General features: G+C 36.3%; 24 protein-coding genes. 16 read left to right on the forward strand and 8 right to left on the reverse strand.

Going from position 1 to position 24177, the window contains the following annotated elements; genetic code table 11:
* Positions 1 to 442 precede the first annotated feature (442 nt).
* From ACK4R1_RS08245 to ACK4R1_RS08260, 4 genes are all read left to right on the forward strand, one after another.
* A complete protein-coding gene (locus tag ACK4R1_RS08245) occupies positions 443 to 1021 on the forward strand; it encodes a LytTR family DNA-binding domain-containing protein (RefSeq protein WP_409685981.1) in 579 nt (192 codons plus the stop codon).
* Positions 1022 to 1106: 85 nt separating this feature from the next.
* Positions 1107 to 2330, forward strand: coding sequence for an intradiol ring-cleavage dioxygenase (locus ACK4R1_RS08250; protein ID WP_409685699.1), 1224 nt, complete (start codon positions 1107 to 1109; stop codon positions 2328 to 2330).
* A 207-nt stretch (positions 2331 to 2537) separates the two neighbouring features.
* Positions 2538 to 2948, forward strand: coding sequence for a hypothetical protein (locus tag ACK4R1_RS08255; protein ID WP_409685702.1), 411 nt, complete (start codon positions 2538 to 2540; stop codon positions 2946 to 2948).
* Positions 2949 to 3220: 272 nt separating this feature from the next.
* Positions 3221 to 3694: a DUF6624 domain-containing protein gene (locus ACK4R1_RS08260; RefSeq protein WP_409685705.1), complete on the forward strand. Its 474-nt coding sequence runs from the start codon at positions 3221 to 3223 to the stop codon at positions 3692 to 3694.
* Between the two features lie 213 nt (positions 3695 to 3907).
* Here the strand turns inward: ACK4R1_RS08260 and katG are convergent, their stop codons facing one another.
* Positions 3908 to 6106, reverse strand: coding sequence for a catalase/peroxidase HPI (gene katG, locus ACK4R1_RS08265; RefSeq protein ID WP_409685708.1), 2199 nt, complete (start codon positions 6104 to 6106; stop codon positions 3908 to 3910).
* Positions 6107 to 6296: 190 nt separating this feature from the next.
* Entirely contained in the window at positions 6297 to 8273 is a 1977-nt protein-coding gene (locus ACK4R1_RS08270) for a thiamine pyrophosphate-dependent enzyme (RefSeq protein ID WP_409685710.1), read from the reverse strand.
* 209 nt (positions 8274 to 8482) lie between these two features.
* On the opposite strand from ACK4R1_RS08270, the gene ACK4R1_RS08275 reads away from it, so the two are divergent.
* From ACK4R1_RS08275 to ACK4R1_RS08310, 8 genes are all read left to right on the forward strand, one after another.
* Positions 8483 to 9436, forward strand: coding sequence for an isopenicillin N synthase family dioxygenase (locus ACK4R1_RS08275; RefSeq protein WP_409685713.1), 954 nt, complete (start codon positions 8483 to 8485; stop codon positions 9434 to 9436).
* Positions 9437 to 9579: 143 nt separating this feature from the next.
* A complete protein-coding gene (locus ACK4R1_RS08280; RefSeq protein WP_409685716.1) occupies positions 9580 to 9912 on the forward strand; it encodes a translation initiation factor in 333 nt (110 codons plus the stop codon).
* Between the two features lie 102 nt (positions 9913 to 10014).
* Complete coding sequence (locus tag ACK4R1_RS08285; RefSeq protein WP_409685718.1) at positions 10015 to 10881, forward strand: nucleoside phosphorylase; 867 nt, start codon at positions 10015 to 10017, stop codon at positions 10879 to 10881.
* Positions 10882 to 11000: 119 nt separating this feature from the next.
* Positions 11001 to 11549: a GNAT family N-acetyltransferase gene (locus ACK4R1_RS08290; protein WP_409685721.1), complete on the forward strand. Its 549-nt coding sequence runs from the start codon at positions 11001 to 11003 to the stop codon at positions 11547 to 11549.
* An 83-nt stretch (positions 11550 to 11632) separates the two neighbouring features.
* Positions 11633 to 12484, forward strand: a complete 852-nt coding sequence (locus tag ACK4R1_RS08295; RefSeq protein WP_409685723.1) for a substrate-binding domain-containing protein — start codon at positions 11633 to 11635, stop codon at positions 12482 to 12484.
* Positions 12485 to 12501: 17 nt separating this feature from the next.
* Positions 12502 to 13431 carry a transglutaminase gene (locus tag ACK4R1_RS08300; RefSeq protein WP_409685726.1) on the forward strand — a complete coding sequence of 310 codons (930 nt, stop codon included), beginning with the start codon at positions 12502 to 12504 and terminating at the stop codon, positions 13429 to 13431.
* 70 nt (positions 13432 to 13501) lie between these two features.
* Positions 13502 to 14071: a hypothetical protein gene (locus ACK4R1_RS08305; RefSeq protein WP_409685729.1), complete on the forward strand. Its 570-nt coding sequence runs from the start codon at positions 13502 to 13504 to the stop codon at positions 14069 to 14071.
* A gap of 10 nt (positions 14072 to 14081) precedes the next feature.
* On the forward strand, positions 14082 to 14672 hold the full coding sequence (locus ACK4R1_RS08310) for a hypothetical protein (RefSeq protein WP_409685732.1): 591 nt from the start codon (positions 14082 to 14084) through the stop codon (positions 14670 to 14672).
* A gap of 3 nt (positions 14673 to 14675) precedes the next feature.
* Here the strand turns inward: ACK4R1_RS08310 and ACK4R1_RS08315 are convergent, their stop codons facing one another.
* On the reverse strand, positions 14676 to 15341 hold the full coding sequence (locus ACK4R1_RS08315; RefSeq protein ID WP_409685735.1) for a uracil-DNA glycosylase: 666 nt from the start codon (positions 15339 to 15341) through the stop codon (positions 14676 to 14678).
* An 84-nt stretch (positions 15342 to 15425) separates the two neighbouring features.
* On the opposite strand from ACK4R1_RS08315, the gene ACK4R1_RS08320 reads away from it, so the two are divergent.
* The 3 genes from ACK4R1_RS08320 (at position 15426) to ACK4R1_RS08330 (ending at position 18220) form a co-directional block, all read left to right on the forward strand.
* Positions 15426 to 17594, forward strand: coding sequence for an endonuclease MutS2 (locus ACK4R1_RS08320; RefSeq protein ID WP_409685738.1), 2169 nt, complete (start codon positions 15426 to 15428; stop codon positions 17592 to 17594).
* 3 nt (positions 17595 to 17597) lie between these two features.
* Positions 17598 to 18020, forward strand: a complete 423-nt coding sequence (locus tag ACK4R1_RS08325; protein WP_409685741.1) for a thiol-disulfide oxidoreductase DCC family protein — start codon at positions 17598 to 17600, stop codon at positions 18018 to 18020.
* A gap of 62 nt (positions 18021 to 18082) precedes the next feature.
* Entirely contained in the window at positions 18083 to 18220 is a 138-nt protein-coding gene (locus ACK4R1_RS08330; protein WP_409685744.1) for a hypothetical protein, read from the forward strand.
* 41 nt (positions 18221 to 18261) lie between these two features.
* Here ACK4R1_RS08330 and ACK4R1_RS08335 read toward each other — a convergent pair whose 3' ends face one another.
* The 3 genes from ACK4R1_RS08335 to aroC form a co-directional block, all read right to left on the reverse strand.
* Complete coding sequence (locus tag ACK4R1_RS08335; protein WP_409685746.1) at positions 18262 to 19326, reverse strand: T9SS type A sorting domain-containing protein; 1065 nt, start codon at positions 19324 to 19326, stop codon at positions 18262 to 18264.
* 66 nt (positions 19327 to 19392) lie between these two features.
* The gene (locus tag ACK4R1_RS08340) at positions 19393 to 20649 is read right to left on the reverse strand and encodes a dicarboxylate/amino acid:cation symporter (RefSeq protein ID WP_409685749.1); all 1257 of its coding nucleotides are present in this window, start codon (positions 20647 to 20649) and stop codon (positions 19393 to 19395) included.
* An 85-nt stretch (positions 20650 to 20734) separates the two neighbouring features.
* Positions 20735 to 21796 carry a chorismate synthase gene (aroC, locus tag ACK4R1_RS08345; protein ID WP_409685751.1) on the reverse strand — a complete coding sequence of 354 codons (1062 nt, stop codon included), beginning with the start codon at positions 21794 to 21796 and terminating at the stop codon, positions 20735 to 20737.
* Positions 21797 to 22008: 212 nt separating this feature from the next.
* On the opposite strand from aroC, the gene ACK4R1_RS08350 reads away from it, so the two are divergent.
* Entirely contained in the window at positions 22009 to 22515 is a 507-nt protein-coding gene (locus tag ACK4R1_RS08350; RefSeq protein ID WP_409685755.1) for a hypothetical protein, read from the forward strand.
* A gap of 46 nt (positions 22516 to 22561) precedes the next feature.
* On the opposite strand, the gene ACK4R1_RS08355 is transcribed toward ACK4R1_RS08350, so the two are convergent.
* Both ACK4R1_RS08355 and bshA read right to left on the reverse strand, forming a co-directional pair.
* Entirely contained in the window at positions 22562 to 22987 is a 426-nt protein-coding gene (locus tag ACK4R1_RS08355) for a hypothetical protein (protein WP_409685757.1), read from the reverse strand.
* Positions 22984 to 24117, reverse strand: a complete 1134-nt coding sequence (gene bshA / locus ACK4R1_RS08360; RefSeq protein ID WP_409685760.1) for an N-acetyl-alpha-D-glucosaminyl L-malate synthase BshA — start codon at positions 24115 to 24117, stop codon at positions 22984 to 22986. Before bshA ends, ACK4R1_RS08355 begins: the two co-directional genes overlap by 4 nt.
* Positions 24118 to 24177 lie beyond the last annotated feature (60 nt).

The raw sequence follows: 24177 nt of genomic DNA on the forward strand, positions 1-24177 counted from the left end.
AGCACTGCCTATAATAGCGGTTTGAAACAATTGTTGGTTTAGCTGAAAAAGGAAATTTACTTTTCACGAAAAACGTTTATCTTTAACAAAAATAATCCGTTCGCTGGCTTCGCAACTATTTCAACCGAGGCACGTTATGTCTCACCCTAAAAGAGCAGAAAAAATCAAAATACATCGATGTATGGTAAACACGATTGCAAACAAAAAAACCGAGCAGAATTTTCCAAAAAGTATAGGCAGAGTCCTTTTTCAACTTTCATTAATATTTTTAGTTATTGTGGCCCTAACTATCTTTCAAGATTTATTGGAAACAAAGAGAAGTGGCATTGTTTTCAGCCTTAACGAGTCAATTCTCTTTAAAATTGTTTGGTTTCTGTTCATACCAATATTAGTCATTTTGCACTATATACTGAAAAATAAGCGGTTAAACAGTTATACCAAAATGACAACTTTTATTGTTTTTCCCGTCGCAATCCATCTTCTTATTTTACCTTTTGTCGGAGTGTTTTTCTCTGTACTTTTTTATGAAGGACGGTATGACTTGTACAAATTTTTTTCATACACATTGGCAAACGATCTATATAAATTGGTTATCGTATATACAAGCTTTGTTTTGGGCTACAAGTATTTTTCAAACTCTACACGAAACATTAACATTAAGGAAATTAAACCTACATTGGATACCATTGTTATCAATAATGGAAAAGAAAATACGATTGTATGTGTTGAAGATATCGTCCTAATTACATCTGCAACACCTTACATCCTCATCCATCTCGATAACAAGCAATACCTTCATTCCGAGACACTGAAATCCATTTGTAGTGTATTAGATAACAATGTCTTTATTCGAGTACATAAATCAACAGTGGTTAACATCTCGAAGGTCAGGTCTTTCAAATCTCGCCTCAATGGTGATTACGATTTACAGTTGCTAAACGGGGAATTGACAAGGTTAAGTAGAACTTATGTAGCCGCTTTCAAAAAACACTTTAAAGAAAGTCCACAGGTCAACATATAAATTCATCGGCTTAGACCATTCCATTTTTTTGACTCCTTTTCTGTCCATAGTTTTGCCGAAACATTAAATTTTAAAAGTTCAAATTATGGAGATCAAATTCAGAATATTTCGGTTATTTTTTTTATTGCTTCTATCATTATTTACAAGTTGCAATGGACAAATAAACACTAAAAACGAAAATCAGCCTGTATCTGAAATAAACACTAAGAAAATTGTTGGGGGTGGTTGTGATGGTTGTGAATTAATGTATGTTGGAATGCCCGAACAAATATTGCCAGAGGATACAAGTTTAGGTTGGACTGAAGGCAAACAAAAACTCATTTTGACGGGTAAAGTTTTTCAACCGGACGGAAAAAAACCTGCATCTAATGTAATCATCTACTATTGGCACACAGACGACAATGGTTTGTATACATCAAATAATGAAACACCAAAAGAGGCAAAACAACACGGTAAATTAAGAGGTTGGGTAAAGTCAGACGAAAATGGAAATTATACCATAAAGACCTCAAGACCTGCTCACTATCCTGACGAAGAAATGGCAGCACACATACATCTTTCAATCAAAGAACAAAACATAGAGAATGAGTATTTTGCTGATTTATACTTTGACGATGACCCAAAATATCTGAAACACAAGAAAAAATACGGAAAAATTGACCGAGCTGGTACAGAAATATTGAGAGTGGTGATTGATGGTATAATTCAAGTTGCTGAACACAACATTATACTTGGCTTAAATATTCCTAACTATCCAACAAAAAACAAGAAAGATTATCCATCAGGTTTAAATGTAGGTGAAGACCAACCTTCATTTATTCCATTTCATGCATTTGGACCAGACAAAGGAACTAGAACTTGCCCTGTTTGTAAATATGGTAGGTATCATGGAATTATATTTTTCGTAGGCGACAATACCAAATGGGAAGAAATAAAAAAATGGCTCAAATATTTGGATGATGAAAGCATCAAAAGGGAGAAATACTTGAAAGCCTATTTCGTTTACGGAAATTCAAAAAGCTACAATGAGCAAACCCGTCAAACAGAGTTAGAAAAAATAGGAATAGAATTAGGACTTCAAAAAATTGCTTTGACTTTTGTTTCATCATTTAGCGACACCGAAAGTGAAGTAAACCTTAACAAAATAAATCCTAATGCAATGAACACTTTTATCATATACAGACACAGAACAATAGTTGACAAATATGTAAATCTAAAACCGACAGAACAAAACTTTAAATTACTATCAGAAATACTCGACAAGACAAAAGGCAATTATTTTGACTTGAACGAACCAAAACACGAATGAAATAAAGGGCGAAGGCATAACAGCGGTTTCGCGCAATTGCTGGTTTTTCTTGAATTGAACTTCTTTCTTTACGAAAATATTTTATCTTAGCAAACAATACGCAATTCGTTTGAATCGCAACTATTTCAAGCTGCGGCGCGTTGGCAGTAATACCTTGAAAACCCTTATATTGAGATGAACGCAGATTCAGAACCAATCCATCTTTTTATGTTTATTATTTCATTTTTCAGCGTTTGGTTTGCAAATGTTCTTTATTCTCCAACCCATAAATATCTTCGTGACAATAAAGTCCATTTTATTTTAGTTGCGATTTCAATTATTATGTTAATCGCTTCAGTTTTGCAGATTAAACCTGATTGGGAAAAATTTCAAAAAGTAAATGCATTGGGACCAATCTTACTTATATGCTATTTAGCTCTTTACAAACTTTTCGATTTCATTGCTTTGAAAAAATACAATCGTCACATGTATTTTAGCTGTAGAATAAGTAATTGGATGGAAAAAGAAGAAGCAAAAGAAGCGACATGGTTAGAATTTGTGATGCAGTTTTCACTTTTAATGATTTCCATGTTTTTGTGGTGGAAGTTGGGAGATTGGATTGCAGAAAATTATTTATAACGGTACTACCGCTAAAAGCCGTTTGAAACAATTGTTGGTTTAGCGGAAAAAGGAAATTTATTTTTCACGAAAAACGTTTTTCTTTAACAGAAAATAATCAGTTCGCTGGCTTCACAACTATTTCAAGACGCAAGACGGTAGCAACAACCTCAAACCATAAAGATTATAAATGACAAGACATATAATATTAATAATTTTCATATTTTTTTTCTACTCATGTAAGTCGAAAATTCCATATACAGAAGCTATGAAATTGGAGTTGAAAGATGTGTGTGAAAGACCAAAAGGCTCAAGAATATGATTTGAAAAAAGCAATTCGCAAAGAATATGGAGATTCAATGGAAGTCGAATTCAATAAACTATGTGAAAAGAATTTAATCGTTGTAAAGAAATATTTTAAAGAATATGGTTATCCCGGAATTAAAGAAAATGGTAAAGAAACTTCTTCAAACTTTTGGATAATTGTTCAACATGGTGATAATGACATTAATTTTCAAAAAAAAGTTCTAAAAGCGATGAAAAAAGAGCTTAAATCAAATAATGTATTGCGACAAAACTATGCTTATTTATACGACCGAGTTAAAAAGAACGAAAATAAGCCTCAATTGTATGGTACACAAATGGTTTGGAATTCCAAAGGAGTTCATTCTCCATATAAGCTTAAATCACCAGAAAAAATTAATCAATTAAGAGCCGAAATGGAATTAGAGCCTATTGAAGATTATTTAAAATTATTTAACAAATAGCTTATCAACATAAAACTAAATCGCAGCTACCAAAAGCCGTTTGCTACAATTACCAGGCTTGAAATTTGTAGATTATTGTAAAACAAAAAGGTTATTTGGTTATCATTTAACGAAGTAGAAATCGCATACCCTAATAATGTGATTTCTCCTTCGTTGAAATGACAAATAAAAAAAGGCAACTCGCTGAGTTGCCTTTTTCAATTTAATCACTATTTACGCTAAATCATAACGATCAGCGTTCATGACTTTGATCCAAGCAGCCACAAAGTCTTTTACAAATTTCTCTTTATTGTCGTCTTGTGCATATACTTCCGCATAAGAGCGTAAAACAGAATTAGAACCAAAAACCAAATCTACTCTAGTAGCTGTAAATTTAGTTTGGCCAGTTTTTCTGTCTACTATATTATAGGAGTTTTTGCCTGTAGGCTGCCATGAGAAATTCATATCGGTTAGATTTACAAAGAAATCATTGCTCAAAACACCAACATTATCGGTGAATACACCGTGTTTCGTTCCTCCGTAATTAGTTCCTAACACTCGCATTCCGCCAATTAAAGCTGTCATTTCGGGTGCCGTTAATCCCATCAATTGGGCTTTGTCGAGCAACATTTCTTCCGGCTGAACAGTATAGTCTTTCTTCAACCAGTTTCTGAAACCATCGTGTAATGGCTCTAGTACATCAAATGATTCAGCATCAGTCATCTCAGCAGTAGCATCTCCTCTACCTGGTGCGAATGGCACTTTTACGGTTACTCCGGCAGCGTGTGCTGCTTTTTCAACGGCTGCAGTTCCACCTAAAACAATCAAATCGGCCAAAGATACTTTTTTGCTCAATCCGGCTTGTATTTCAGTTAATTTAGCTAATACCTTTTGCAAACGCTCCGGTTCATTACCTTCCCAATCTTTTTGAGGTGCTAATCGAATTCGAGCTCCATTGGCACCACCACGAAAATCAGAACCTCTGAAAGTTCTTGCACTATCCCAAGCAGTGTTGATTAATTCAGTAGCCGTTAATCCACTGTTCAATAATTTTGACTTTAATTCTTCGATTTCTGTTTCTGAAAGTGTGTAATCTACTGTTGGTACCGGATCTTGCCAAATCAAATCTTCTTTAGGCGCATCGGCTCCTAAATAGCGACTTCTTGGCCCTAAATCACGGTGGGTTAATTTGAACCAAGCTCTGGCAAAAGCGTCTTCAAAAGCTTGTGGATCTTTTTGGAACTTTTCTGAAATTTTACGGTATTCCGGATCCATTTTCAAAGCCATGTCAGCATCGGTCATCATTGGATTTCTACGAACGCCTTTCACATGTGCATCAAAAGGTTTGTCTTCTTCTTTAATCGAAACCGGTTCCCATTGGGAAGCACCGGCCGGACTTTTGGTTAATTGCCAATCATGGTTCAATAAAATGTCAAAATAGGTGTGATTCCATTTGTCCGGATGAGTTGTCCACGCACCTTCTAAACCACTGGTTACAGTATGTTCACCATTTCCTGAACCCTTTGGATTCAACCATCCAAAACCTTGCGTTTCAATACCGGCAGCTTCAGGTTCTGGGCCCAAAGCACCTGCATCGGCATTTCCGTGAGCCTTCCCAACGGTATGTCCGCCAGCAGTTAATGCAACTGTCTCTTCATCGTTCATGGCCATTCTCAAAAAAGTTTCGCGCATGTCTTTGGCTGTTTTCAAAGGATCGGATTTTCCGTCTACTCCTTCCGGATTCACATAAATTAACCCCATCATTACAGCAGCAAGCGGATTCTCTAAATCTCTTTGTCCGGAGTAACGACTTTTTTCTCCCCCTGATGGCGCTAACCATTCTTTTTCAGAACCCCAATAGATATCTTTTTCCGGATGCCAAATATCTTCACGACCACCGGCAAAACCAAACGTTTTGAAGCCCATAGATTCATAAGCCATATTACCAGCCAAAATCATCAAATCAGCCCACGAAATTTTGTTTCCATATTTTTTCTTGATCGGCCAAAGTAATCTTCGAGCTTTATCAAGGTTACCATTATCCGGCCAACTGTTTAAAGGTGCAAAACGCAAGTTCCCAGTTCCGCTACCACCACGACCATCGGCTATTCGATAAGTTCCGGCACTATGCCAAGCCATACGAATCATCAATCCACCATAATGACCCCAATCAGCCGGCCACCAATCTTGGCTATCTGTCATTAATGCTTTTAAATCATTTTTTAAAGCTTCAAGGTCTAGTTTTTTGAATTCTTCCGCATAGTTAAAATTTTCTCCCAGAGGATTTGTTTTGGTGTCATGCTGGTGCAAAATATCTAAGTTCAGCGCATTGGGCCACCAAAAACTATTGTTTGGAGTTTCTGTACCTTGTTTGACTTGTGCTCCGGAAAACGGGCATTTAGCTGCACCGTTGGCATTGTGATTATTTTCCATACTGTAAATAAATTTTAGTTCTGTTATAAGCCAAATTTACCCAATATTATTTATGTAAATCATTTTTACGATAGATAAAAATTATAGCTAAAGTTAAAATTGATTATACATTTAGAAACAAACTGTTCAATAAAAAAAGCACTAACTATTGTAGTGCCTTTGTATAAAGTTATGGTGAAAATAAATAATCTCAATAGGCTATTAATTCCAATAAAGTTTGCTCAAAACGGTCTTTAGGCAAATATTGGTCTTCTAAAGTTTTTACAAAAGGAATGGCTGTTTCCAAACTTCCTACTCTTCGTACCGGCGCATCCAAATATTGAAAACATTGTTCCATAATCACCGCTGAAATATCACTCGAAATACCTCCAAACAAAGTATCTTCTTGAAGTATTATTACTTTCCCTGTCTTTTTAACCGAAGTAAAAATTGCCTCAGTATCTAATGGTTGTAAAGAACGTAAGTCTATCAAATCTGCCTCAATATCTCCATGCTTGTTTAAAGTATCTAATGCCCAATGTACTCCTGCACCAAAAGAAATAACAGTCACTTGAGTCCCTTCTTTCAACAAAGCTGCTTTTCCAAAAGGAATGGTATAATAATCTGTCGGTACGTCTTGATAAACCGAACGGTACAACTGTTTGTGCTCAAAATACATAACAGGATTCGGATCATTGATGGCGGTGTTCAACAAACCTTTGGCATCATAAGGAAATGCCGGATAAACTACTTTTAATCCCGGTGTTTTGGTAAACCAAGCTTCATTCGTTTGTGAGTGAAATGGTCCGGCTTGAGTACCACCACCACATGGCATACGCACCACAACATCCGATTTTTCATTCCAACGGTAATGCTGTTTAGCCAAAAGATTTACAATCGGATTAAATCCAGTTGAAACGAAGTCGGCAAACTGCATTTCTACAATCGCTTTAAACCCATTGATAGACAAACCATTTGCGGCAGAAACCACGGCACTTTCACAAATTGGTGTGTTGCGTACTCTTTCTTTCCCAAATTGCGCTACAAAACCGTCGGTAATTTTAAAAGCACCACCGTACTCTGCGATGTCTTGTCCCATAATCACCAAATTGTCATGACGCTCCATTGATTGACGCAACGCATTGGAAATGGCATCTACCACACGAATATTCTCTACCGCATCACCATGATTAACCGCTTCAAATTCATACGGTTCATACATATCATTAAGCTCTTCGGCTAAATCAGCTTCACATTCAGGTTCCGCCACCGTAATTGCCCAATGCTCATCAATTACAGCTTTAATGGCTTTCTTAATCTTTTCATCTTCTTCTTCAGACAATACACTGATTTGAAGCAAATACTCTCTGTAATTTGAAATTGGATCTTTAATCTCCCACATGTCCATTAATTCTTGCGGTACATATTTAGTACCACTCGCCTCTTCGTGTCCACGCATTCTAAAAGTTTTAAACTCTAATAAAACCGGACGAGGATTATCAACTATCGAAGCTTTCAATTCGGCTATTTTGGTATAAACCTCGAGGATATTGTTTCCATCTATGATGTGACTTTCCATACCATAACCAATTCCTTTATCAGCCAAGTTTTCACAACGGTATTGCTCATTAGTTGGCGTTGATAAACCATAACCATTATTTTCAATAACAAATAGCACCGGTAATTCCCAAACGGCAGCAATATTCAACGCTTCGTGAAAATCACCTTCTGAAGTAGCACCTTCTCCGGTGAAAACTGCAGTAACTTTTCCGTTCTTCTTTAATTTATTAGCCAAAGCAATCCCATCAGCCACGCCCATTTGCGGACCGAGATGCGATATCATTCCGATGATTTTAAATTCTTGGGTACCGAAGTGAAACGAGCGATCACGTCCTTTGGTAAAACCTGTCTTCTTGCCTTGCCATTGGGAAAACAAACGGTGCAACGGAATATCTCTTCCGGTGAATACCCCTAAATTTCTATGCATGGGCAAAATGTATTCATCTTTGTCTAAAGCGGCAGTTATTCCAACGGAAATCGCTTCTTGTCCGATACCTGAAAACCATTTAGACACTTTTCCCTGTCGCAATAGAATCAACATTTTTTCTTCTATCAATCTGGGTTTAAGCAGTCTTTTATATAAATCCAATAATTGTAAATTGGATAGCTCTTTTCTGTCGAAATTCATTTGGTTTATTTTAGCGTTGCAAAAGTATAAAAACAGATTTCAATCGTTGTAGTTTTTTTGAGGGAAAGTAAAAGGAAACTTTAGGAAGGCAAAAAAATGTACTGATATTTGTTAATAACTTTGAACTTTACTATTCAAAAATTAGTTACATTTGTAGTTATGGTTGGAGATTTTCCAGTCTAAGTTATTAACAAAAAAGTTTTAGTAGTATGCAACAAATTCCAAGTGTTGACTTACGTGATTTCCTGTCGGACGATCCGGCACGTAAACAAAAATTTGTAAATGAAATCGGAAAAGCTTACGAAGACATTGGCTTCGTAGCACTAAAAGGTCATTTTCTTGATGACAAATTGGTAGAAGACTTGTACGCTGAAGTACGTAATTTCTTCAACCTACCATTGGAAACCAAAGCCCAATACGAAATTCCCGGAATTGGTGGCCAACGTGGTTATGTTTCTTTTGGAAAAGAACATGCTAAAGGTCGTTCAGCCGGAGACTTAAAAGAGTTTTGGCACTTCGGGCAATACGTGAGTGAAGGCTCAAAATATGCCAATGAATACCCTGACAATGTTGAAGTTTCTGAATTGCCTCACTTCAATGAAGTAGGAAAAGAAGCTTACAAAATGTTAGAAAAAACAGGTGTTTATGTTTTAAGAGCTTTAGCCTTGTACATTGGTTTGGACGAATTTTATTTCGACAACTACATCAAAGACGGTAACAGTATCCTAAGACCAATCCATTATCCGCCAATTACCGATGAACCTAAAGACGGCGCTGTTCGCGCGGCTGCTCATGGTGATATCAACTTAATCACGCTTTTAATGGGTGCGCAAGGCAAAGGATTACAAGTACAAAATCACAATGGCGAATGGATTGATGCTATGGCACAACCGGACGAATTGATGATTAATGTGGGCGACATGTTATCGCGTCACACCAACAACAAACTAAAGTCAACCATCCACCAAGTAGTGAATCCGCCAAGAGAATTATGGGGAACATCACGATTTTCAATTCCGTTCTTCATGCATCCCGTGAGCGATATGCCTTTGAACTGTCTTGAGAAATGTATTGATGCTGATCATCCAAAAGGATTTGAAGACATTACAGCAGGTGAATATCTTGATGAAAGACTGGTAGAACTGGGTTTAAAGAAAAAGTAAAGGTTAATTCAATAATTTCATTAAAGACATTGAGTTATATACTTGATGTCTTTTTTGGTTTTTAACTAAGTAACTGAGTACCTAAGTTCCTGAGTGTCTTAGAAAAAACTTAGCTACTCAGTCACTCAGCAACTTTAAAAAAAATGGACTTACAAGAACAATTAAAAAAACTCTTCCCCGATCACGAACCCTCGAACGAACCGGAAGATGTTGCCGACCAAGATCATGAACTCTTCATCCAAAAAGAACCTATGATTTGTAAATATGAAAAACGAAAAGGCAAAGCAACAACCATCATCGAAGGCTACGAAGGAAGCGACGAAGATTTTAAAGTCTTAGCCAAAGAAATCAAAACCAAACTCAGTGTTGGCGGTACTTTCAAAGACGGCGCCATCATCATTCAAGGCGATTATCGCGATAAAATAATGAACATGCTCAAAGACAAAGGCTTCAAAACCAAACGCGTCGGCGGATAAATAAGTTTTCAGTCTCAGTCTCAGTTTTCAGAATATAAAACAATAATAAACTTTGCGAAATTTGCCGAATTCTTTGCGAACTTTGCGGTTAAAAATAAGAAAATGATACAATCCTCAGAATTAATACTAAACCCTGACGGCAGCGTTTACCACCTAAACCTCAAACCCGAACATATTGCTCACGACATCATCTTCGTAGGCGACCAAAATAGAGTAGAAAAAATCACTCAATTCTTTGACAGTGTTGAATTCTCCACTCAAAAACGCGAATTCAAAACCCAAACCGGCTATTTCAAAGGAAAAAAAATGACCGTAATGTCAACCGGAATCGGTCCGGATAACATCGACATTGTCATGAACGAATTAGACGCCTTGGTCAACATCGATTTGGAAACACGCCAACCCAAAGAAAACTTAGTTTCCTTAAACATCGTCCGCATCGGAACTTCGGGTTCGTTGCAAGCCGACATTCCTTGCGATAGTTTCGTCATGAGCAAATACGGTTTAGGCCTAGACAACATGCTTCGCTCCTATTTGATCGATGATATTTCAGAAAAAGACATGGAAGAAGCCTTTATCAAACAAACCGATTGGGATTTGAAAAAAGGTCGTCCTTACGTAATTACTTGCTCGGAAACTTTAGAAAAAAGAATCGAAAGCAACCAAATTCACAAAGGTTTCACCGGAACTGCCGGCGGATTCTACGGACCACAAGGTCGTGTGTTGCGTCTCGAAATTCAAGATTCAGCACTCAACAGCAAAATGGACAGCTTCGAATTCGAAGGCATCAAAATGACCAATTTAGAGATGGAAACCGCTGCCATTTATGGTTTAGGAAAACTATTAGGACATCACTGTTTGTCGTTGAACGCCATCATTGCCAACAGAGCAACAGGAACTTTTAGCGAAGACCCATACAAGGCGGTTGATGCTTTAATTGCTTACGCTTTAGATAAATTAGCAGAATAAATTTTAGGAGCTATTTCCCGCTATCCACTGTATCTTTTGTTTTGTCACATTCAGACTAAATAACTACTATTGGAAACAAAACAAAAGGATGCCGTTCCTATCGGGGCTAAAAAAGAAAAATGGATTTAATACTAGAAACCAACCGACTAATCCTTCGTCCGCTAGAACTTTCCGATGCTGAAGCCATGTTTGCTATGGATAAAAACCCCGAAGTACACAAATACCTTTGGCAAACACCGGTGCAAAAAATAGAGGAAGTCATCAAAGTAATCGAGTACGTTCGCAGTCAATACGGAAAAAACAACATCGGCCGATTCGCAACCATTCTAAAAGAAACCAACGAATTCATCGGCTGGACAGGTATCAAATTCGTTGACGACCATGAAGAAAACGGCAACACCAATTTCTACGATTATGGTTATCGATTAAATGAAAATTTTTGGGGCAAAGGTTACGCCACCGAAGCTTCGATAGCATGGCTCGATTATGGCTTCAACCAAATGAACATCGATAAAATGAATGCCTATACCCATTTTGAAAACGGCGCATCCAATCATATCTTGCAAAAAATAGGCATGAAATTCATGGAAGACTATCCGGATAAAGACGGCGTAATTTGGAAATGGTGGCAAATGGAAAATCCTTTAGGAAAAGAAAATAGAGAATAGAAAATAGAGAATAGAAAAAAGAAAATAGACTCTTAAATCAAAATTGTCTTTATTCTATGTTCTTTACTCTTAAAAATAAAAAAATGAAAACCGTAAAAATAGCAGGCGTTCCGGAACACTTTAATTTACCTTGGCATTTGTGTATCGAAAGTGGCGAATTCCACCAAGCAGGCATCGATTTACAATGGACCGATGTTCCTGAAGGCACCGGAAAAATGTGTCAAATGCTACGTGATGGCAAAACTGATATTGCCGTAATTCTAACGGAAGGCATTGTAAAAGACATTGTTGGTGGCAATCCAAGTTCAATTGTTCAAGTTTATGTGGAAAGCCCGCTGATTTGGGGAATACACGTTGGCGCAAACTCTTCATATCAAACTTTATCCGATTTAGAAAATACTAAAGCGGCTATTTCACGTTATGGTTCGGGTTCGCATTTGATGTCGTATGTCAATGCGCAAAATCAAAATTGGAATACCGAGCAACTACAATTTGAAATCGTCCATACAATTGATGGCGCTGTCGAAGCCTTAACTAATGGAAGCGCCGATTACTTTATGTGGGAACGTTTTATGACCAAACCGCTGGTAGACAAAGGTGTTTTTCGTCGTATTGCCGATTGTCCAACGCCTTGGCCATGCTTTGTCATAGCAGTGCGGAATGATTTTTTTGAAGACAACTTTCAAACGGTAGATTTGATTTTAGACATCATCAATAATACGACTGCCGATTTTAAAGACATTCCCAGTATTGACCGAACTTTGGCTTCTAAATACAATCAAAAACTAGAAGACATTCAAATCTGGTTAACCCTAACCAAATGGTCGCAAAAACCTTTAGAAGAAAAAGTGTTAAACAAAATTCAAAATCAGTTGTTTGACCTCAAAATTATAGATAAAAAAGGTACTTTTGCTGAAATTGTGAAAGCCGTGTAGCTTTTGCCATTGGCCATATGATAAAAATAGGAAATCTCACTTATCAACAACTGAAAGAAAAATTCAGGATAAAAAGTCCTTGGGATTTGATCATCATTTTTGTGTTGAATATTTTGATTACCATTCCCATTTTTATCATTGCGCACAACAATTTAATTACCCTTGATTGGACCAATCACATTGACAGAATCTTATTATTTATTGTTATACTCGTAGTTATACAATTAATTTTAAGAGCGCTGAGAAGAGTAACTTTGATTTCTGTAATTCTATATTTTATAGTTCTTGTTTACGGAAGTTTATTCAGCGATTACGGATTTGAAAGCGTTTTTGAAGATTATCGCTCGATGATTTACACCATGAATGACAATCCTTATCCGCAGGACATAATCATATCCAAACTTTTGCCTTTTCCGAACAAATCGAAAATTATAAACGCCATCGAATACCAAAATCCCCGAATCAGAAACTTTGCCATCATGGCTACTGCCAAACATTTTAAAGATGTAAAAGGATATCATGAGTATTTTACCATTATACAATCTTTCGCGGTTTTCAAAGAAATCAACACCAATTGGAATTACGTAAGTGACCCAAAAGGTCGTGATTATATAGCAAAAGCGACAGAATCATTACAATATCTTTCCGGTGATTGTGATGACCATTCTATTTTTATGGCGGCTTGTATCAAATCTATTGGCGGAACGACTCGGCTGATTCACACCAAAGGACATATCTATCCTGAGTTGTATATTGGCGATAAAAAAGATTTGGAAAAAATCAACTACGCTATTAAAATGGTTCTTTTCCCTTTGGAAAGTAAAAATAAAATTATCAACTATCATATTGATGAGCGCGGTAAAATTTGGCTCAATCTCGACTATACTGCAAAATATCCCGGTGGTCCATTCATGAATGAGGAGATTTTAGGTGCTTTAACACTCTGACATTTCTTCCTGGATTTATAATTTCCGACAATTTAATTTACTATATTCGTTTCGTAAAAAAAGATTTGTAATGAAAAAAATGCTTTGTTTATTTCTGTTGATTTCCTTGGCTTCACAAGCTCAAGAAAGTTCTCCGTTGGACAATAAAAAAAATGAATTCAGAGTAGATGTTTTGTCGGCTCTAGTTTGGCAAAAAGCCAGTTTGAGTTACGAACGATTTTTTAGCGGCAATTTCTCCACCGGTTTTAATGTCAATTTTTCTGATAGCAATCAATTGAATGAAGATTTTGACAACGGTTACAGAAACAATGTTCCCAAATTTGAATTCAATCCGTATGTTAGATACCAATTGTCAAAAGGCAAAAAAAGTTTCTATTTTGCCGAAGTATTCGGTTCCTACAATAGCGGAGATTACAAAGAAATTGTTCGCTTGGTAGACGAAAACCTAAACGGTTACTATGCCACGAAAAAATCAAAATACTCCGATTTTGGTTTAGGCGGTGGTTTAGGGTATAAAATGTATATCAAAGAAGCTTTTGTCATAGAATTTTTAGCCGGATTCGGTTCCAACTTAACCAATCGAGAGAAAAGTCCGGATGTGATTTCAAGAGTTGGATTTAACTTAGGTTACCGATTTTAATACCATAAACATGAAAAAAATATCATACATCGCTTTGTTATTTGTTGCTATTATATTTACGAATTGCGACACCAATGACGACACTTTCTACAAGACTATTTATGTTGAAGGCGGTAATAACATTGTTACCTTTCAACCTCAAACGACTTATAATGTTGGCGATTATTTATATGTAAAAGCCGATTTAGCAAGATACATACCCGAACCGGGTGAAACTAATTTGTTAGACATCTACAAAACCACCGGAAATGCCCCAATATTTGTTTTTTCTTATATAATTGAACGAAAAATAAATGCCACTGATTGGGAAGTAGTCACTGTAAATGACAATCAATTAGCCATCAATGCCGGAGATGCTCAAAACGGTGCTTATGTTTATGCGATTTGTGAATATGATTCAGTTGCCGAATATTACCGCTATGACGTTGGTTTTCCTCTACTAGCTTCCGGAAATTACCGATTGGCTTTTGGCTACAACAGTTCATCAACCAACAGTGTTGAGTTGGTTTCGCAAAATTCGCCAAAAAATCTGATTGTAAATCTGAATGCCGCCGTCTCTAATCTGGATGGTAATGGTTATTTTTATTTCAACGTTAATTAGTTTTTACCAATCAATTTCATCTTTGCCAATACTTTTCAAATAAGCATTGGTCTTACTGAAATGTTTGTTTTCAAACCACAATCCGCGATTGGCGCTTAATGGCGATGGATGTCCGGTTGCTAAAACATGGTGTTTGTTGCGATTGATTTTAGCGCCTTTCTTTTTGGCAAATCCGCCCCAAAGTAGAAATACTATGTTTTCTTTTTCCTCGGATATCTTTTGAATTACCGCATCGGTAAAGTTTTCCCAACCTTGATTTTGATGGCTTCCGGCTTCGCTTTCTCGTACGGTTAAGGTGGCATTGAGCAACAAAACACCTTGGTCGGCCCAACGTTCTAAATTCCCTGAAATCGGAATAGGCAAATCTAAATCGGATTGAATTTCTTTGAAAATATTAACTAACGATGGTGGAAACGAAATCCCATCGGAAACCGAAAAACACAATCCATTGGCTTGCCCTAATCCATGATACGGATCTTGACCGATGATAACTACTTTAACCTTTTCAAAGGAACAATGGTCGAAAGCAGCAAAGATTTGGCTTTCAATTGGAAAACATCTATGAGCTGCGTATTCGTTTTTGACAAAGCCAATTAGCTTCTGAAAATAAGGCTTTTCAAACTCATCGGAAAGTTGGGCCTGCCAAGAAGAATGCAATTGGAGTAACATCTCATAAAATTTTACCAAAAATACTATTTTCTGTTGCAATATGGATTTTATCCTTTGTAACTTTGAACCAAAGACACGAATTGAATGATATCAATTACAGACAAAACACTTAAAGATTTAGAGTTTAATACCATTTTGCAAACTATTTCAGATCGATGCAACACTGAAATCGGTAAACAGAAAGCATTGGAAATTGTTCCTTTTAAAGATAAGGAAACCTTACTGAATTCGTTGTTGCAAACCTCGGAATATTTATCCTCTTTCACGAACAACAACGCGATTCCAAATCACGGCTTTGACAATATCACCAATGACATCAAGTTCTTAGCCATTGAAGACAGCTTTTTGGAAGTAGGCAGTTTCAGAAAAATTGCCACGCTTTCAGAAACCGTGAATGTATTATTATTGTTTCTGAAAAAATTCCATGATTATTACCCAAAGCTGAACGAGAAAGCTTCACAAGTGGAATACACCAAATACCTCATCCAAAAAATTGAGGAAGTGGTTGATAAATACGGCGAAATCAAAGACAATGCATCGCCTGATTTGATTAATATTCGTCGGGATATGAGTGTTGTTCGCGGCAAAGTCAACCAAAGTTTTGGTCAAGCATTAAGCCAATACAACGGCTTAGGTTATTTAGATGAAATCAAAGAAAGTTTCGTTGAAAACCGAAGGGTTTTAGCCGTTTTAGCGATGTACCGCCGAAAAGTGAAAGGCTCCATTTTAGGCAGTTCTAAAACCGGAAGTATCGCTTATATCGAGCCCGAGGCCACTTTGCGTTATTCGCGTGAATTGAGTAATTTGGAATATGAAGAACGGGAAGAAATCACTAAGATTTTAAAGAAGCTGTCGAATGATATTCGGCCGTTCATCGATTTGTTAAAACAATACCAAGACTTTCTTAGTGATATTGACGTAGTTTCGGCTAAAGCCAAATATGCACGTAAAATCAATGCGATTTTGCCGAATATCATTGAAGAAAAACGATTGTTCTTTCGAGATGCCTTCCATCCTATTTTGTTTTTGAACAATTTGGAAAAGAAAGAAAAAACGTTTCCACAAACCATTGAATTAAACAACAACAGTAGAATTATAGTGATTTCCGGACCGAATGCCGGTGGAAAAACCATTTCGCTTAAAACAGTCGGATTATTGCAATTGATGTTACAATGCGGGATTTTAATTCCGGTACACGAACGAAGCGAAACGTTTTTGTTTGACCGAATTCTGACTGACATTGGTGACAACCAATCCATAGAAAATCACTTGAGTACGTATAGTTATCGCTTAAAGAATATGAATTACTTCTTGAAAAAGTGCAATGCCAAAACCTTATTTCTGATAGATGAATTCGGAACCGGTTCTGACCCTGAATTGGGTGGTGCTTTGGCGGAGATTTTTTTAGAAGAATTCTATCACCGTGAAGCATTCGGGATAATAACGACGCATTATTCCAATTTGAAAATTTTGGCCAATGAATTGCCTTTCGCTTCGAATGCGAATATGCTTTTCGACGAAAAATCATTGGAACCGATGTACAAATTGATTTTGGGACAAGCCGGAAGTTCATTTACTTTTGAAGTTGCTCAGAAAAACGGAATTCCTTATGGTTTAATTAATCGAGCAAAGAAGAAAATTGAAGGCGGAAAAGTGCGCTTTGACAAAACGATTGCGACTTTACAAAAAGAACGCTCTAAACTGGAAAAAACGGCTTCAACCCTCAAAGAGGAAGAAACCAAAGCCCGTGAAGAAAGTAAAAAAATGGAAAACATCAATGCTAAAATTCAGGACAAATTAGAACGCTACCAGGAATTGTATGATGCTAACCAACGGTTGATTTATATGGGCCAAAAAGTGGATGATCTTTCGGAGAAATATTTCAATAATAAAGACAAAAAAGTATTGATTGGGGAGTTGCTGAAAATAGTAGAAATCGAAAACTCCAAACGCAAAAAAGCTACCGTAAAAGAGAAAAAGGAAATAGAAATCATTCAGAAAAAAGTCGTTGAAGAAGTCAAAGTCAAAGTAGAAGAAATTCGAAAAGAAAAAAAAGAAAAGAAAATCAAAGCCCAAAAACAGGAAGCTGAAAAGCCAAAAGTGACTTTAAAAATAGGCGATCGTGTTCGAATGGTTGAGGGAAAAGCCGTTGGAACTATTGATAAAATTGAGAAAAACAAAGCTGTAGTGAATTATGGCATCTTTACTTCAAAAGTAAGCTTGGAAGAATTAGAATTTGTACAACCTAAATAAATTATGGAAATAGCAGACTTACCTAATGACAAAAAAATAATACTGTTTGACGGCGTTTGCAATCTTTGTAATTCAACTGTTCAATATGTGATTAAACATGATAAAAAAGATATTTTCCGTTTTGTTCCTTTGCAATCAGAATTAGGTTTAAAAATCATAAAGCACATTGGTATAGATACTAAAAACACAGACAGTATTGTTTTGTATGAACCCACGAAAGCTTACTACTATAAATCGGAAGCCGCTTTAAAGATTGTAAAGGAATTTGGTGGCGTTTATATCTTGCTACAAATATTGACTCTATTCCCCAAATTTATTTCCAATGCCATTTACGATTATGTCGCTCGCAACCGTTACAAGTGGTATGGCAAACAAGAAGCATGTATGATTCCAACGCCGGAACTTAAGGCCAAATTCTTAGCATGACAATTATCATGATTATTATCGAATAATCGATTTACATTTGATAAACCTAAATTTGAAAAATCATGACTTCATTACACATTCCTTTGTATTCATGGGACAATGGTGCCCTTATTATGATAGGTGTATTTGCCCTAGTAATCATAGGCATCATTGCAGCTGTCTTCTTTATGATGAACAGTAAGAACAAAAAAAACGACTAAGTTTCCTTAGTCGTTTTTTGTTATTTAGAAGTGTAAATAAATTACTGTTTTACAATTTTCTGAGTAACGCTTCCGTTTTCAGAAGAAATTTTAACCATATAAACACCTTGAGACAAATCAGCAATATTTACATCAGCACTTGTCAAATTATCAAATTTGATTGATTTCACAGTTCTACCATTGATATCAACCATTTCAACACCATTGATTGTTGAACTATTAGCACTATTAATAGTGAAATTGTTTGTTGTTGGATTAGGGAAGACAGAGAAGGCAGCTACTTCGTTAACTGTATTAACACCTAATAACTCTTCTTCAAAAGTAGCTTCTACAACTAAATTATCAAAAATAACTTCAGAGACTGCTGAATTGGTTGTTGGAACTGTTGAAACAAAATCTACTTCCGAAATTAATGGAAATGGTCCAGCCCAGTTTGCTGCAGGTAAACCTGTATAAACTGTAGAAGCTTTCCATATTGTTTCTCCAGTTGTTGTATCATAAGCAAAACCTATTCTGTACCAAGTATCAGCGGTTAAAACTAACCCAGGTGCTGCTGCTAAGTTAATTAAAAAAGTACCAAAAGTTCCGGCATTATTAAGATAAGCAACACCTTGTAAGACTCTTGTATTCATGGAGTAAACAAAACCATTTACAGTTCTTGTAACTGCAGGAGTAACTGAGTTATCTGTCGCATAAAGTCTAACCCCAACTTGAGCTGTACTAGTAGTTGCAGGTCCTGTAAAAAAATCATATTCTACTTCAATAATTTCATTTCCTTCTGTTCTTGTATCCCAAGCAACATCTAATCCATCTTTCCACATGAAACGATTTCCTTTGTTACCATTTGAACTTACAATTTTCAATCCATTGGTTGCTCCAAATCCTGAAGCCACAACTTGAAAATTTGAATTACCTGCATTGGTCCCGGTTGTTGGATCAGCACCATTACTTGTAAAAGTTAACCACTCACCTTGACCAGCTGTTACACCAGTAGGGTCAGTTCCAATATTTCCAATGGTTAATCCATTGAAATCTTCACTTTGAATAATTTGTGCACTGACAATAGAAGAACACAAAATAAGAGATAAGAGTAAAAGTTTTTTCATAAGTATTGATTTTTTTTAGTTTTTTAAAATTCAAATGTATAAAGTAATTCATAAAAAAAATAATTTTTAACTATCTTTTTCCCATTTACCAACAACTGATGTAGCAATTGCGTTTCCTAATACATTGGTTGCACTTCTAAACATGTCACAAAAGTGATCTATCGGTAAAATCAAAGCAATACCTTCGATGGGAATATTAAACATGCCACAAGTGGCGGCAACTACCACTAAACTTGCTCTAGGAACACCTGCAATTCCTTTACTGGTTAGCATTAAGACCAATAACATGGTTATCTGTGTTCCCATATCCAAATCGACTCCATAGGCTTGCGCAATAAAAATACTGGCAAAAGTCATGTACATCATACTTCCATCTAGATTAAAAGAATAGCCTAGCGGAAGCATAAAAGAAACGATTCGGTCTTTCACACCAAAACGTTCTAACTCTTCGGTCAACTTGGGAAAAACGGCTTCACTACTGGTTGTACCAAAAGCGATAATTATTGGTCCGACAATTCTTTTGAGTAAAGTGGTCATTCTGCCTTTCAAAAAAAGGTATCCAATTAGCAATAACACAACCCATAAAGAGGAAATACCTACCATAAAAGAACCAAAAAATTTGGCATAGGTAATCAGTAACTCGCTTAAATCTCTGATAGCAAAAACCCCGGCGATGGCACCAAATACACCAATAGGCGCAAATTTCATTACATAATTTACCATCTTCAGGATAATATGAGACGTTTTATCCAAGGCATTGACAACTGGTTTAGCATTGTCACCTATAGAAGCAGCGGCTAATCCGAAGAAAATAGAGAAAATAACGATTTGTAATATCTCATTGGTTGCCATGGCTTCCACTATGCTTTTGGGAATAATGTGCTCAATAAAATTCTGTGCTGAAAAAACTTGGGTTTTATCAGTAACTTCAGCCGCTGAAGCTGTATCGACATCGGATAAAAGCAAACCGGTTCCGGGTTGTAAAACATTTACCCAAAACATTCCAATTAAAAGGGAAATTAATGAAGCCGAAAAGAACCAACCCAAGGCTTTACCTCCTATTCTACCCACGGCTTTAATATCGCCTAATTTGGCAATACCAACCACCAAAGTAGTAAAAACCAAAGGCGAAATAATCATTTGAACCAAACGAATAAATACGGTGGCCAACATTTTAATGTAACCGCTAAATTCCTTTGCTGATTCGGGACTGTAATTGTTGTGAACAAAAATTCCGAGTATTGCGCCAACAACCATGGCGATAAGAATTTGGACTGTAAGATTAGAGAAAAAAGACTTCTTTTCAGTTTGAATTGTATTCATTTAATTCAGTTTTCAGTCTCAGTTTTCAGTTTCAGTTTTCAGTCTAATTTAACTGCCCACTAATTTCTGAATACTGAATAACTATTTATAAGTATGTTTTGTTTATTAAATAAAAATCAGCTAAGACCAAGGCAGCCATAGCTTCTACTATTGGCACAGCTCTTGGTACTACGCAAGGATCGTGTCGGCCTTTGCCTTGTTGTTCAACTAGCGTATTTTGATGGGTCAGTACTTCCTGCTTTTGGATTAAAGTCGCTACCGGTTTAAAAGCTACTCTGAAATAAATATCCATTCCGTTAGAAATGCCACCTTGAATTCCGCCCGAAAGATTAGTTTTGGTCGTTCCGTCTTCGTTGTATAAGTCGTTGTGCTCGCTTCCTTTCATTTTGGCACCACAAAATCCGCTACCAAACTCAAAGCCTTTTACTGCATTTATCGACAACATAGCTTTGCCTAATTCGGCATGTAGCTTATCAAAAACAGGTTCTCCTAAACCAATCGGCACATTTTGAATTACACAAGTAATAGTCCCGCCTATAGTGTCGCCTTCCTTACGGATTTCTTTGATATAATTTTCCATTTTTTCGGCTGTTGCCAAATCAGGACAACGAACAGCATTGGTTTCGGTTAAAGAAAAATCCAATTGCTGATAAGGTTTGTCTATAAAAATTTCACCTACAGAAGACACAAAAGCATTGATTTTAATGTCACTTAAAACCTGTTTCGCAATTGCGCCCGCTACAACACGAGAGGCAGTTTCTCTGGCAGAACTTCTCCCACCACCGCGATAATCTCGAATGCCATACTTCTTTTCATAGACATAATCAGCATGACTTGGACGGTAGCTGTCTTTGATATGGCTGTAATCGTCAGATTTTTGGTTGGTATTTGGAATAATAAAACCTATTGGAGTGCCGGTGGTTTTCCCTTCAAAAATTCCAGATAAAAATTGCACTTCATCTTCTTCTTTTCTCTGGGTTACTATAGCTGATTGACCTGGTTTTCTGCGTTGCATCTCTAATTGAATTGCGGCTAAATCGATTGTCATTCCGGCAGGACAACCATCAATGATACCGCCAAGTGCTTCACCGTGAGACTCTCCAAAAGTAGTTAATTTGAAAAGTGTTCCATAACTGTTTCCGGCCATTGTATAATGTTTTAAACAAATATAGTTTTTTGAAATTATTTATCGAAATTTGACTTAATATTATTTGATTTTTTAATCAATAGAAATTCTATAACTTTTAACAAATATTATGTAAACCCTTAACAAATTAATACCCTATCTTTGTTTTAGTAGAATTGTTACTACAATTTCGATTTTATTATTTAACAAAAACAAAAATTAATTCAAGAATTATGAAAAAATTATTTCTAAGTGCCTTTATGCTAGTAGGATTAGCATTCAGCACACAAGCTCAAGACATTTCAAAGAATGCATTAGGATTGCGTTTAGGAGACAATGACGGTTTTGGTGGCGAGATATCATACCAAAGAGGTTTGTCGAAAAACAATCGTTTGGAGTTAGATTTAGGTTGGAGAAACAGTAAAAACGTTGATGCGATAAAAATCGTTGGTTTATACCAATGGGTTTGGAACATTGATGGAGGCTTTAATTGGTACGCCGGTGTTGGTGGTGGTATCGGAAGCTGGAGCTACAATGGCCCTGGAGATCCAGATCCGGATGGAGGAACATTCTTGTTAGCTGCCGGAGATATTGGAATTGAGTATAACTTTAAAGAAGCTCCAATTCAATTATCTTTAGACTTCAGACCTGAGTTATACTTTGGTGACAATAGAAAAGATTTTGATAACTATGACAGTTTCGGACCGGACATCGCTTTGGGTATCCGTTACAGATGGTAATCGATATTTAAATATTATAAAAATCCCACTAATTAGTGGGATTTTTTTATTTGATGACTATAGGTTTCTTCGAATTGATTTTAATAATAGTATAAGGAAAAGATATATTCTCATCGGCTAAATCAGGTTCGGTACTTTTTTGAGTATCTTTTACATACACTTCAATGTTCGTTGGTGTCTCTATCACTTTTTCTACTTTAATTCGGTTGTAAGTTTCCTTAGTAGGCCCCGAATTCAAAATAATAAAACTGCTGTTGAGCGTATCATCTTTACTGATTTTTTTTCGCAAAGTTTCATCGCCTAACAACATCATGATTTCTTTTGGCTCAGTTAGAATTTCGTAAAACTTAATATTGGCACCACCATCGTCATTAGTAGTCAATACTTCATACAATGATTTGCTTACAACCGTTTTCGGAGAAGAACAAGAAGCAAAAAACAAAACAAAAAGGGCTAAAATTATTTTTTTCATTGTGTATTTTTTATGGCTTGAAGATACAGATTTTCATATAAAGGCAATATATTTTTAATGTCAAATTGTTTGGCTACCTCTAAAGCATTAGCTCTAAATTGATTTAAAGTTTCATCATTGGCTAATATTTTCAAAGCATTTTCTGCCATGTCGTCAACATCGCCAACATTACTCAAATAACCTGAAACACCATCAAAATTCACCTCAGGTAAACCACCCGAATTACTTGAAATCACTGGAACACTCCAGGCCATAGCCTCTAAAGCTGCCAATCCAAAACTTTCGGTTTCAGAAGGCAATAAAAACAAATCGGAGAAAGATAAAATTTGGTCAATCTCGTTACTGTTTCCAAAGAAAATTACTTTGTCTTGTATGCCGAGTTGTTCACAAAGTTGTTCCGCTCGTGATTTTTCAGGACCATCGCCAACCATCATTAATTTAGCGGGTATTTTTTCTTGAATTTTATAGAAAATTTTGATGATATCCGGAATGCGTTTTACCTTTCTGAAGTTACTAATGTGTGTAACTATTCTCTCTTCCTTTTTGGCCATCACCGATCGCTGACAAGAGATTAGACTCTCATTGCGTATTTTGTCAAGCTCAATAAAATTTGGAATTACGTGAATGTCTTTTTTGATGTTGAATAAATTGTAAGTGTCGTCTTTTAGGCTTTGAGAAACAGATGTTACTATATCTGATTTATTGATGCTGAAACTCACCGCAGGTTTGTAAAAAGGATGATTACCAACCAAAGTGATGTCGGTCCCGTGAAGTGTAGTTACCATCGGAATGATAATGCCTTCGTCTTTCAACATTTGCTTGGCCATATAACCCGCATAAGCATGCGGAATAGCATAATGCACATGTAACAATTCGATTTTATACAATTTCACCATATCCACCAACTTGCTTGACAAGGCCAATTCATAAGGTTGATAATGGAACAAAGGATATTCGGGAACGTTTACTTCGTGGTAATGCACATTGGGATTTAAAAGTGCCAAACGCACCGGTTGTCGGTAAGTAATAAAATGAATTTCGTGACCACGATGGGCCAATTCAAGTCCGAGTTCTGTGGCGACAACGCCGCTACCACCAAAAGTAGGATAGCACACAATAGCTATTTTCATATAGTCTTTTTAGTAGTACGAAATTACAGAAAATAGGAATGCTTTATCGTAAAAAAGAGT

The sequence above is a fragment of the Flavobacterium sp. genome (genome assembly GCF_046293665.1).
Classification (GTDB): Bacteria; Bacteroidota; Bacteroidia; order Flavobacteriales; family Flavobacteriaceae; genus Flavobacterium.